This window comes from Quyinboa sediminis, from assembly GCF_042219855.1.
Classification (GTDB): Bacteria; Bacteroidota; Bacteroidia; order Bacteroidales; family UBA5342; genus JBHJHP01.
In genome coordinates this window covers 154,672-166,814 of sequence record NZ_JBHJHP010000003.1, presented here as the reverse complement: position 1 = coordinate 166,814, position 12,143 = coordinate 154,672, and the positions used below count along the sequence as shown (strand labels likewise).

11 protein-coding genes are annotated in these 12,143 nt (G+C 36.3%); 9 read left to right on the top strand and 2 right to left on the bottom strand.

All coding sequences use genetic code 11. From position 1 onward, the window contains the following. Window positions 1-81: 81 nt before the first annotated feature. Both hypD and ACE1EF_RS08695 read right to left on the bottom strand, forming a co-directional pair. Window positions 82-2,445: a trans-4-hydroxy-L-proline dehydratase gene (gene hypD / locus ACE1EF_RS08700; RefSeq protein ID WP_375720259.1), complete on the bottom strand. Its 2,364-nt coding sequence runs from the start codon at window positions 2,443-2,445 to the stop codon at window positions 82-84. 5 nt (window positions 2,446-2,450) lie between these two features. After that, on the bottom strand, window positions 2,451-3,248 hold the full coding sequence (locus tag ACE1EF_RS08695) for a glycyl-radical enzyme activating protein (protein WP_375720258.1): 798 nt from the start codon (window positions 3,246-3,248) through the stop codon (window positions 2,451-2,453). Window positions 3,249-3,812: 564 nt separating this feature from the next. On the opposite strand from ACE1EF_RS08695, the gene ACE1EF_RS08690 reads away from it, so the two are divergent. The 9 genes from ACE1EF_RS08690 to ACE1EF_RS08650 all read left to right on the top strand — a co-directional run bounded on the left by ACE1EF_RS08690 (window position 3,813) and on the right by ACE1EF_RS08650 (window position 12,123). After that, on the top strand, window positions 3,813-4,514 hold the full coding sequence (locus ACE1EF_RS08690) for a toxin-antitoxin system YwqK family antitoxin (RefSeq protein ID WP_375720257.1): 702 nt from the start codon (window positions 3,813-3,815) through the stop codon (window positions 4,512-4,514). Between the two features lie 178 nt (window positions 4,515-4,692). Beyond that, complete coding sequence (locus ACE1EF_RS08685) at window positions 4,693-6,006, top strand: DUF2971 domain-containing protein (RefSeq protein WP_375720256.1); 1,314 nt, start codon at window positions 4,693-4,695, stop codon at window positions 6,004-6,006. Window positions 6,007-6,212: 206 nt separating this feature from the next. Continuing rightward, on the top strand, window positions 6,213-7,880 hold the full coding sequence (locus ACE1EF_RS08680) for an ATP-dependent nuclease (RefSeq protein WP_375720255.1): 1,668 nt from the start codon (window positions 6,213-6,215) through the stop codon (window positions 7,878-7,880). Beyond that, window positions 7,877-9,292: a UvrD-helicase domain-containing protein gene (locus ACE1EF_RS08675; RefSeq protein ID WP_375720254.1), complete on the top strand. Its 1,416-nt coding sequence runs from the start codon at window positions 7,877-7,879 to the stop codon at window positions 9,290-9,292. Before ACE1EF_RS08680 ends, ACE1EF_RS08675 begins: the two co-directional genes overlap by 4 nt. A 258-nt stretch (window positions 9,293-9,550) precedes the next feature. Next, window positions 9,551-9,712: a hypothetical protein gene (locus ACE1EF_RS08670; protein WP_375720253.1), complete on the top strand. Its 162-nt coding sequence runs from the start codon at window positions 9,551-9,553 to the stop codon at window positions 9,710-9,712. Window positions 9,713-9,775: 63 nt separating this feature from the next. Next, the gene (locus ACE1EF_RS08665) at window positions 9,776-10,381 is read left to right on the top strand and encodes a DUF1643 domain-containing protein (RefSeq protein ID WP_375720252.1); all 606 of its coding nucleotides are present in this window, start codon (window positions 9,776-9,778) and stop codon (window positions 10,379-10,381) included. Window positions 10,382-10,510: 129 nt separating this feature from the next. Further along, a complete protein-coding gene (locus ACE1EF_RS08660) occupies window positions 10,511-11,080 on the top strand; it encodes a hypothetical protein (protein WP_375720251.1) in 570 nt (189 codons plus the stop codon). A 222-nt stretch (window positions 11,081-11,302) separates the two neighbouring features. Next, on the top strand, window positions 11,303-11,572 hold the full coding sequence (locus tag ACE1EF_RS08655) for a hypothetical protein (RefSeq protein WP_375720250.1): 270 nt from the start codon (window positions 11,303-11,305) through the stop codon (window positions 11,570-11,572). Then, window positions 11,569-12,123 carry a hypothetical protein gene (locus ACE1EF_RS08650; RefSeq protein WP_375720249.1) on the top strand — a complete coding sequence of 185 codons (555 nt, stop codon included), beginning with the start codon at window positions 11,569-11,571 and terminating at the stop codon, window positions 12,121-12,123. Before ACE1EF_RS08655 ends, ACE1EF_RS08650 begins: the two co-directional genes overlap by 4 nt. Window positions 12,124-12,143 lie beyond the last annotated feature (20 nt).

The window sequence follows — 12,143 nt, the reverse complement described above, 5'->3', positions numbered from 1 at the left end:
GCCCCTCGCTGGAACAAGGGGCCGTATATTAAAACCTCTACCGAAGTTCATCGGAATCTTCTTTTATAAAAGGAGAACATCTTAAACGCCTTCGTGGGCTGTGCGGCGGATAATTTCGTCCTGAAGGTCGTAACCCAGGTCATTGAAATAATCGCTGTAACCCGCCACGCGTACGATCAGATCGCGGTAATCCTGTGGCTTTTTCTGTGCATCCCTCAGGGTATCGGCATCCACCACATTAAACTGAATATGGTGACCGTTTAACCTGAAGTAACTCCTCACCAAAGCGGCCACTTTAGAAATGGCCGTATCATCTTTAAAGAACGCCGGTGCAAATTTCTGGTTCAGCAATGTACCACCGGTTCTCAAATGATCAATCTTGGCTGCCGAGCGAATGACGGATGTTGGTCCCTGGCGGTCAGCGCCCTGAACGGGACTGATCCCTTCAGAAAGCGGCACTCCCGCTTTACGTCCGTCCGGCAGTGCCTTGATCACGCTACCAAAATAGATGTGACAGGTAGTTGGCAACAGGTTCACCCGGTGATAACCACCGCGACTGTTGGACTTCCCATTGACCGCACTATAATATATTTCGAATACATCACGCAACTGATCATCGGCAGCATCGTCATCGTTGCCATACTTTGGTGTTTTATAGAGCAGTTCATACAAAAACTCTGTATGGCCTTCAAAATTGTCTTTCAGTATCGCAAGGAACGCTTCCATTGACAGGGACTGTTTATCGTACACATGCACTTTCAGAGCCGTCAGCGCATCGGTGATGGTTCCCATACCCACACCCTGAATATATGACGTATTGTATCGTGCACCGCCGGCATTATAATCCATGGCATTATCGATACAATCGTCGATAATCAGTGAAAGAAACGGTACAGGCATATGTTTTATAAAGACCTGTTCAATGGTGTTATTGCCCTTAATTTTAATGTCGGTGAAGTAATTCAGCTGCTTTGTGAATGCTTCCATCAGATCATCAAACGTGGCAAAATGTTTCGGATCGCCCGTTTGCAGCCCGATTGTTTTTCCGGTTCTGGGATCCACACCGTTATTCAGTGTTACTTCCAGCACCTTAGGAATATTAAAGTAGCCGGTCAGCAGATAAGCCTCTGTTCCAAACGCGCCACTTTCCACACAGCCACTGGCACCACCATTACGGGCATCGATTAGCGATTTTCCCTGGGCGGTAAGTTCCTGCACGATAGCATCCGTATTAAAAATGGAAGGTTGACCAAAACCGGTTTTTACGATCTTAACAGCCCGTTCAATGAACTTATCCGGATTCAGTTTGCTCAGTTGCACCATGGAACTGGGTTGCAGCAGGCGCATCTCCTCAATCACATCCAGCAGGATATACGACATTTCATTTACGGCATCGGTACCATCTTCCTTTACACCGCCCACATTAATCAGACAAAAATCGGTGTATGTGTTACTTTCCTGGGCAGTTACCCCGACTTTTGGTGGCGAAGGATGATTGTTGAATTTGACCCAAAATGCCTGCAGCAGTTCAATCGCCCGTTCTTTGGTAAGTGACCCGTCTGCCAGGCCTTTTTCGTAAAAGGGCAACAAATGCTGATCCAGACGTCCGGGGTTAAACGAGTCCCAGGGATTCAGCTCTGTGATCACCGCCAGATGAATAAACCAGTAATGCTGTAAGGCTTCATGAAAGGTTTCCGGAGCATGAGCCGGAACCTTATTGCAGATGCGGGACATTTCCAACAGTTCCGCTTTCCGTGCCTCATTTTTTTCTTTTTGCGCCAGTTCATTAAGGTCATTGGCATAGCGTTCCGCCCAGACAATCAATCCCTCTGCTGCATGTTTCATGCCCTTTAATTCTTCCAGCTTTTCTGCAGAACCCGGATCATCAGACGTTTGCCATTTCTCTTCAGAACGCCGGATATCTTCTATAAGATCCAGCATGCCTTTCTGCCATATTTTTTTGCCGGCTACGGTATGACCCGGTGCGCGCTGTTCCTGAAACTCAGTAAACATACCGGCCTTATATGCCGCATGCCATTCTTCAGGTAAGGCATTCATAATACGGTCACGGTTGGTCCGGCCTTCCCAGAATGGTGTGATCACTTCCCTGTAAATTCTTCGTGTATCATCACTTACTTTAAATGACACCTTTGGCCTTGAATCCAGAATATCCAGATCCTCCTGCGAATGCAATGAGATCTCAGGATACGTTGGTGTAGCCTTTGGTTCCGGACCACGTTCTCCGACGATAAGTTCACCTTCGTTAATACAAAGGTGTTTGTTTGAAGCGATGTATTTAAAACATTTACCCCGCTGAACCGGAACGGACAGGTTTTCTGTGTCCGGTTTCTTATAAAATTCAGTGACTAAAAGCGCCCTTTCCGGATTAAGCCGGTTTACGGCATCCAGACTTTGTGTGCGTAATTTAGAAATGCGTTCATTCATTTTGCCTATCCTCCAATAGTGGTTAAAATTCCTGCTTTTGTGTATATCCCGACGATGTCGGTCAAATCTTCTTCGTATAACGATTTGATCCCTTCCATGCGGTTCCCGATACCAAATCGTTTGTATTTATGCGCTGCAATGGCGTGAAAGGGCAGCAAATCCACCTGTTCCACACTGCCGTTAAACTTTTTAATATGCGATGCGATCTTTTCCTGCTCCTCTGCAGAATAGTTAAATCCCGGAATAACAGGCACACGGATCCTGATTCTTTTTCCGTTCGCCGCCAGGTTTTCCAGGTTTTTTAATATCAGCCTGTTGGGAATTCCTGTAAAGGCTTCATGCTTTGCGGAATCCACATGTTTCAGATCGAACAGAAACAGGTCGGTCATGGGCAATATCCGTTCAAAATTTGACCAGGCTGTCTGACCCGATGTATCCACAACCGTATGATAGCCCTCTTTCTTGCTGTGAATCAGCAGGTCTTCCAGAAAACCGGTCTGCTGCAGGGGTTCGCCTCCGGAGAAGGTGACACCTCCACCCGATTCCTCCATAAACACCGCTTCACGTTCCAGAACACGCATCACCTCTTCTGTCGTCCAGGTCCGGCCGGTTTCCTCCGTTTCATTCATCACACATCCGTCCACAATAATCTTTTTGTCTGACACCAAAGGTCTCGGATCAATGCTTTCGGGGTTATGACACCATGCACAGCGGAGCGGACATCCTTTAAAAAAGACGGTAGTGCGGATTCCGGGTCCGTCATGAACAGCGAAACGCTTTATATCATAAATAATACCTGACAATTTAATTACGAATTATGAATTACGAATTATGAATTAGATCGAAAACGGAAAAGAGGAAATGTTCCGGATGGGAACGCTATCAGAGATTATAATACATGCGGCATTCAAAGAGGCCTTTGCCGCTGGCATTATTCTGGATGATATGTAAATTGAGGTAAATCATTGGTACAAATGTACTAAAGAGTTTGATATGTTGAATCAATGCAGGGCCATTTTTTACATGCGTGCTTATACATCAGGTGATTCATCATTAAACCATGCATTAAATACGTTCGTAAAGCAAATCCGGAAACCTGATCCGGTATGTTTTATTTTCTACTCATCCAATTTGTCTGTTGTATCGCTTTTTTATGTATTTTAGTCTCACCAAAATGAAAAGAACCTGTATCTCTTGGATACACTCTGATATAACCTGCCATGCAAGATTGTTTGAAAACATCACAGAAAATAAAGCAGATAATTGTCGGTTTTATACCCGCTATACATACAAAAAACCGAATAATTGTCGGTATATATACTAGTTGTGTGCAAGGCTATGAAGACTAGTAATCAAATCTTAATTAAATGAAGAAAATTATTATATCTGTCATATTTGTCTTATGCAAAATAAATATCACTTATAGTCAAACAGACTTCAGCGGTAAATATTGGTCTCATACTTGCGGCGTTGTTCATGGATACTTTTTAAGACTTTTTCCTGATTCGACAGCGCATTACACTCCAATTTATGAATCAGCTTATGAATATGAAAAAGGGAAATGGTCTGTATCAAATGACACAATAATTGTGACTTTAAATGAGTCAAACAATATTGAATATTTTAGAATTATTGACTCCTTAAATCTTGATAAAATAAACCTAGCAAAATATGTTTATGTAAAACGTCTATATAGACAAGAAGCCTATTACCCAAATGGAGACATAAAATATAAAATCAACTACTTTATTGATGAAAATGGTGATAATCAATTTAATGGCAGACAACTCTTTTACTATCCTAATAAAAGACTAAAACAAATTATTGAGTATAAAAATGGGAAGAAGCAAGGTATTGAAATTAATTTTAAATATTATGGATATATACGAAGTCAGGGAACATGGCGGAATGGTAAAAAGCATGGAGATTGGTTTATTTTCGATTCAGACTTTAATCCCAAAATTTATAGAAAATATAAAAATGGAAAATTAAAAAGAGAAAATAATTCACCACCTTGTTATCCAGGTTGGAATATTGAAACATTTAAAAAGTTATATAGCGATGATTAAGAAGAAAGCCCAGCACACAACACGCAGTCATACTGCATGGCAGTACTTTTAAATAAAATATTTCAACATTCGCAGTCGGGCTATTTCGTCCTGACAGTTCCTTTCCCGTCGGAAAGAAACTGCCACGACAGCATACTGCGGGAACGTTGGCGGGCAGCCTAAAAGAAAACTATAAACTATGAATGAAAAAGAAATAATCGAACTTTTAAAATCACTTTTAAGTGACAAAAGTTATGGTGACGAAACGTTCGAATTTATTATTGAAAAACGTTTTGACGGTTACAGACCTGACTTGATTATCAAAGCAGGAAAGAAAAACATTGCTGCAATAGAAATCAAATCATCCAATTCATTAAATAGAGCAATTACAAATTTTACGACTGACTTTTACTTTTTATTTAAAGTAAGGTATTTCATTTATACTGACGGGTTAACATTCTATTTCTTTGACCGTTTTACAAATCCGAAAGAGAGAATTAAAACCGATACCAAGGGTTTTGTTACTCGTTTAACTCGACAGATTTCAATGGACAGCCTAAGGAAACTTAAAGTGGCTGTAGCAAAAATAATTGAAGAACAAATAGAAAAGGATAATCAATTCCCAAAGCTAATTGACTTATTCAAAAACAACTCTAATAGAGTGACAAGAGAGTTAAAATTATCCTCTGACTATGCTTTGTTTTTTGAAGGCGGCAAAACAGATATTGACAGTTTTGAACATCAATTTTTTGTAAAGCTTCTAGATAATGATGTTCCTGAAACAATTTATCGTTATTGTGCTTTTAATAGAGCTTTTCAAATTCTGAATGACGGAACTATTGCGATGTTAGGACTTCCAGGTATGAATGACACAACTGAACCTAACTATATTGACAATTATTTAAATGACACGGACGATAATTTTTGGGATTTACCACCACAATCAATATCTGCCATAAACAGACGATTTATAATGTCTTGCACTATTCATTATGACGATTTAATGCAATGGCGGCTCTATGGCGATGACGCTAAAGGGGCTTGTATAAAGTTTGAAACAAAAGCAACATTGAAAACTAGTCAAAGATTTTACTTAGGTATGGTAAAGTATGCTAATGAACAAAATCAACATCCTGAACTACTTTTTATCAAGGAAATAATAAGACGAGTTAGGCAAGAACTCTTTTTTGATATAAAGTTTGTTTTGCTATATGTATGGAGACATTTTTTCAAGCCAAGAGAATACAATTACGAAGGTGAAATACGACTTTTATACATACACAGAAAGGAAGAGAGAGAAAAAAAATGGATAATCGCCGAACCTTATTCTATTGTAAATCCAATGGTCATATTTGACTTGAGCAAAAACGAATTTCCATTAAAAATAAAAGAAGTAATGCTAGGACCTAAGAGAGCAGAAAAACAACTTAATAGGTCACAGTTAAGGCAAATGCTTAGAGAAAAAGGAAAGACAATTGACATAACTGAATCAGCACGAAATGTTTATAGATAACAAAAAAAGGCCGACCCGCTAACAAATTGTAAATTGCATTGCGGGGTTCGTGCGGTGTCGTACGCTGGATTCTCGCATCGCAGTTCCGTCCTATCGGACAGGAACGCTCTTCGAAATCCGCAACGACAACTTACAAGTGACCGTTAGGGGCAAGCTTAAAAACAGTAAAGCTGAATCGACATACAAATAATTAAAAACACCTGATAATGGCTAAAATCCACACTCTTAAGATTAAAAATTTTCGATGCCTGAAAAGATTCAAACATGTTTTTAAAAGTGATGATTTAATATGCTTAATCGGCAGAGGCGATTCAGGAAAAACAACTATTTTAAATGCAATATCAACGGTTTTATCTCCGAATTGGAATCATAGTTTTTATGATACCGATTTCCATAATGGAAAAATAAAGAATTCAATTAAGATTGAAGTCACCCTGTATGACCTTCCAACAGAATTATTATCTGATTCAAAGTTTGGACTATATAAAAGACTAATAAACAAGGACAATAAAGTAATTGATGACATACTAACAGAAGACATTGAAGACAGCCAAGATGCACTTACAATTAAATTAGTTGTTAATAATGATTTAGAGCCAAGGTGGTATGTAACAAATAAAAGAGAGCAAGATGATGTTGAAATTAGAGCAAATGATAGAGCAAGATTAAATGTGTTTATTGTTTCAGATTATCTTGACAGACATTTCAGTTGGAGTAAAGGAAATCCTCTTTATTCCTTATTAAAACAATTAGAGGTTGAAATCGATACCGATAAAATTATTACGGAAGCCAATAGAAAAGCAAAAAAGAGTATCAAAAAATCTGAGTCTTTCAGTTCTTTTGATACAGTTATCGATAATATTAAATCTGCTGCGTCAAACTTAGGTTTATCCTCTGGTGACTTAGAAGCATTTGTTGATTTTAAAAACACTTTAATAAAAGAGGGAAGCATTTCACTTCATAACGGAAATATTCCCTTTAGATTAAAAGGCAAGGGAACTAAGCGCTTATTGTCAATTGCCATTCAGTTAGAATTAGCGAAGCAAGGTGGAATAATTCTAATTGATGAAATTGAACAAGGTTTGGAACCTGATAGGGCTAAATTCCTTGCAAAATATTTAAAAGATAATAATGAGGGGCAAGTATTTTTTACGACACATTCCAATAATGTTTTAGTCGAACTTTCTGCAAAACATATCTTTTTAAGAAACAACAATTCAGAAAAACTTTATTCTTTCAAAAAAGACTTTCAAGGATGTTTAAGGAATAATCCAGAAGCTTTTTTTGCAAAAAGAGTTATCGTTTGCGAAGGAGCAACAGAAGTTGGAATTTGTAGAGCACTAAACAATTATCGAATCAAGAATAATGAAGATAACCTTTCAGTATTAGGAGTGGCTTATGTTGACGGGAACGGTGATAATTTTATTAATTATTGTTTAAAGTTTAAAAAAGCAGGTTTTGATGTTTGTGCTTTTTGTGACTCTGACAAACAAGAGATTGATGATAAAAAGGAAGACTTACGAGATAAAGGGATAATTGTTGTTGATTGCGATGAAAATAAGTCAATTGAAGAACAAGTCTTTTCAGACCTCCCATGGAGCAAAATAAAGAAACTCGTTAAATATGCAATAAAGGAAAAATCGGAACAAAGTATTTTGGATGTTACAGGAAAAGAGACAATTGAAGACTTACTTGGAGAAGAAAATGATGAGATAAGATTATTGCTTGGCAAAAAGTCAAAAAAGCATGGTTGGTATAAGCGTATTGACCACGGTGAGATAATTGGAAAATATTGGTTTAAATCTTTGCCCAATTTAGATGGAACAACTCTTAATACAGAATATGATAATCTCTCAAATTGGATAAACGAATGAGTATCGAAGAATTCATATCAAAAGAGAAAAGTTTACTCATTGCTCCAGCTGGCTTTGGAAAAACCCATTCATTAGCAGAATGCCTTGTTGGTACTCCTGAAAATGAAAAGCAGCTTATTTTAACACATACTCATGCAGGCATTGCGTCAATAAAGGAGAAGATTAGGAAGTTTAAAATTCCTACTTCCAAATATCAACTAGAAACAATCACTGGATTTGCACAAAAATACACCTTATCATTTTATTGTAATGACGATATACCAAAACAAGAAGATTCAAACGAATATTACCCATTCGTGGTTGAAAAAGCAACAGAATTGTTTAAAATAGAAACAATTCAAAAAACATTACGATATTCATATCAGGGATTATTTGTTGATGAATATCAAGACTGTACGGATGTTCAACATCAAATGATTGCCGAATTATCTTCTATAATTCCAACTCATATTTTGGGCGACCCCTTGCAAGGCATTTTTGATTTTAATGGAGACTTAGTAGATTTTGACAATGACTTAAAAGAATTTGAGAAAGTTCAGCCATTAACTACACCTTGGAGATGGAATAATGCCAATGAAAATCAATTAGGAGAAGAATTAAAAGATATTAGAAATAGGCTTGAAAAAGATGAAACGATAAAACTTAAAGAATACAATAATATTGAATCAGTCATTTGCAATGAAAATGACTGGTTTAAACCAGGAACACAATACCGAAACAAGTTGTCGAACCTACTTGATGAAGAAAGCTTATTGATAATTCATCCAATAACATCATCAATAGCACCGCGTTTAAAAATCGTTCAGTCGTTTAATAATAGGCTTAGTTTACTTGAATCAATTGATGAAAAGGATTCATATTCAATTTCACAAAGTATTGATGATTGGGACAAAGAAATAGACATATTATTGGTAAGGGATTTATCATATGTCCTCTTTAATAAATCTGGTCTTGATGTCTGGTTCAATGAGAAAGGTTTTAAAAGAAAAACCGAAATAGCTTCGAAAAAATTGATTGAAGAATTGCAAGTTTTGCTTGATGGCATTCACCCCCAAAATAAATACTCTCAACTGAGAATAATCATTATGAAAATCATGCAACTTCCGGGTGTTAAATGCTATCGTAAAGACATGATATTCTCCCTCGGTAAAGCACTGGACATTGCAGGGACGGAAAATATAAGTGTCCATGAAGCTATGATTAGACATAAAAATATATTAAGAAGAGTTGGGAGAAAAATAATTGGGAAATGTATTGGAACTACTTTATTAACTAAAGGACTAGAATTTGATACTGTTGCAATCTTAAATGCACATAAAATTGAAAACAAAAAGCATTTTTATGTTGCAATTACCAGAGCATGTAAAAGACTTGTTATTTTTTCTAATACAGACGAATTAACATTTAACTGAAAAGAGTAATTAAGGGAAAACAAAATGAATAAAAAAAGCCAGCCCCTAACAAATTGTAAATTGCATTGCGGGGTTCGTGCGGTATCGTATGCTGGATTCTCGCAACATCGTTCCGTCCTGCCGGACAGGAACGAGCTCCGAAGTCCGCAACGACTTGCAAATAATCGTTTGGCAATTTAAACTCCAATACATGTATAGTCGGAATAAACCGAAAAGAGACTTAAAACAGAAGTAGGTACTAAACTTAATTTTAATATTATGGGAAAAACTGGACAATCAGGACAAGGCAATGCTGGTGGTTGGCCCTCAACAACAGGAGGAAAATCTGGCGGTGGCAGAAGTAATAACTCATCTGGTGGAGGAAAGTCTTCGGGTGGTGGAAAATCAAGCGGAAGTTCTAAAGGTGGTGGCAAGAAGTAACGTATCTAACTGTAAAATACGGATAGATTAAAATTGTCTATCCGTATTTGTATTTAATCTTTTATGAGAGAAAATTTCAAAATTACGGGACTATTTTACCAAAAGAATGGTTATAATTTTCGTAAGTTCTTAAATATTGCAAGAATAAATTCTGACCAAGTGATTCCTGATTTGATTGTAGTTATGATGAATCCAGGTTCATCAAGACCGTTAAATGGAAATGAAAACAATAATAATGAAACAGAAGCAATTCCAGACAATACACAAGACCAAATTATGAGAGTAATGAATAATTGTAATTTTGATTTTGCACGTATTCTAAACTTATCAGACCTTAGAGAACCGAAGAGCTCTATTTTTTATAAAAAGATTGAGGAACTGAAAAGACATAAGATATCTCATTCTATTTTTGACTTGGAAAGAAACCACGATTACGAAAAATATTTTATGAAAAATGTACCAGTGATTTTTGCTTGGGGTGTTAATGAGAACTTGTTTGAATTAGCAAAATTGACAGTTAACCAAATCGGAAAAATCACACCAATTGGACTGAAAAAGAAGGGATTTGAATATGCGTATTATCATCCATTACCACAGAACTACACGAAACAAAAAGAATGGGTTAATAAAATTTCGGAAGTGATAAAAAAAGCCCAAAACAATGTTTAAAAACAATAGCCGTGAAAGCAGTAAAATTAAGGTTATTAGCCCACTTTAATTCAGTAAAAGTTCGATCGGTCCGAAGCCTGCAATCGTCTATATTTGCATAAACTTGTCCGTTGTAGTGAATTAAAATTAATGACCGCAAACCATAAGAAAATAAAACAGATGATAAAACAAATCAATAACATCTCAGGACTATTAATAATTCTTATACTACTGACATCTTGGTCTCCAGACAATATTCAAAGAAGTGCATTTGTATCAATTTCCATGACAACTCACGGTGCAATGCAAAAAGGATATGGTATTATAATGACATTGAAAAACATTGAATCTAACGAATCATTTAAATCAGAATCATTAGGACCAATTTCCCCTCACAGCATGTTTAAGAATTTGAAACCGGGGAAATATGTCGTTTCAAAAATTGAAATCCCGTTGGGAAGCACGACTTACATCAATCAGTCAAAAGAAATGTCTGATTTTTTTGGTGTACTTGAGTTTGAACAAGGAAAAGCTTATTACCTAGGAAACTTTATTGGAAACAGAGAAACTGGACGTCAAAACGTTTTTCATCTAAAATTGGACAAACCTGATATTCACGATAAACTTTTAAAGAAACTTAAAAAGAAAAAAATTGAATTAGATAAAAATGACCTGATAAGAACATTTCCATACTCAAAAAATGTTTTGACAATATATTAAAAGAGGAAACAAGTCACAATAACATTGAAAATACAAAATGGGCGAGAAAGTAGTAAATTCAAAGGCTGTAGTCCGGTTCGCACTATATTACAGTTTGACCTCACTCCGCCATAGCTTTGTGACGGTGATGCAGAAAAGTATCACATTCCGATAAATCAGGACCAATACTTACACAATTTATAATTATGAGTCAGCTAAGAACCTGTTATAAATAAGCAAGATTTGAGAAAAACTATTTACTATATCGCACTGATTTTGTTTGTATTTGGAATTCTATTGAATATTTTGGGAATTGTTAATACAATAGTCAGCCTCAAATATGAAACTGATAATCCAGGAGACTGTATTTCTTTAGTTACTGGAAGTGATTTATGTGAATCAATAGCAAGAATGAAAATATGGATTCTGATTTGTGTTCTATTGATTACGATTCTTCTGATTTTCAGGAAACGACTTTTAAAAACAAATAATTCAAAACCCGATACAAAATGAAAAAACTACTGATTCTTTTACTGGTTTCAATTTCCGGATTTGCGTTTGGACAGGATAAATACAACTATGTAAGCTTTGATAAATTAACAGAAGTAAAAGGGACTGAATACGTAATCGCTTCAATTGAAAACAGAGGTAAAGTTGAAACTAAAAGCAAATATCTTCTTTTCATTAACACTAAAGACGGAAAAACTAAACAGATTGATTTACCAAAAGACTCGTACATTCGGTCAGTTGAACAAATAAAAATTGAAGAACTTGACATTAACAAGATTATTTTAGTTGCAAGGACAATTAACCTCGACGGTGATAAAGGAATTGATTGGAGTGACCCACAGCAGATTTTTATACTTTCAACTGATGGAGAATCTAAAACACAATTGACTGACAATGGATTTTTTGTTCGGACATGGACTACCAATGAAAAAACAGGAACGATTACAATAACAGGGCAATATGATTCAAACTCGAATGGGAAATACGACAAAACTGACAAAAACGAAATTCTTATATTCGACTTGAAAACAATGGAATCAATAACAAAAATATAAATACCGAACACTTAAAAAAG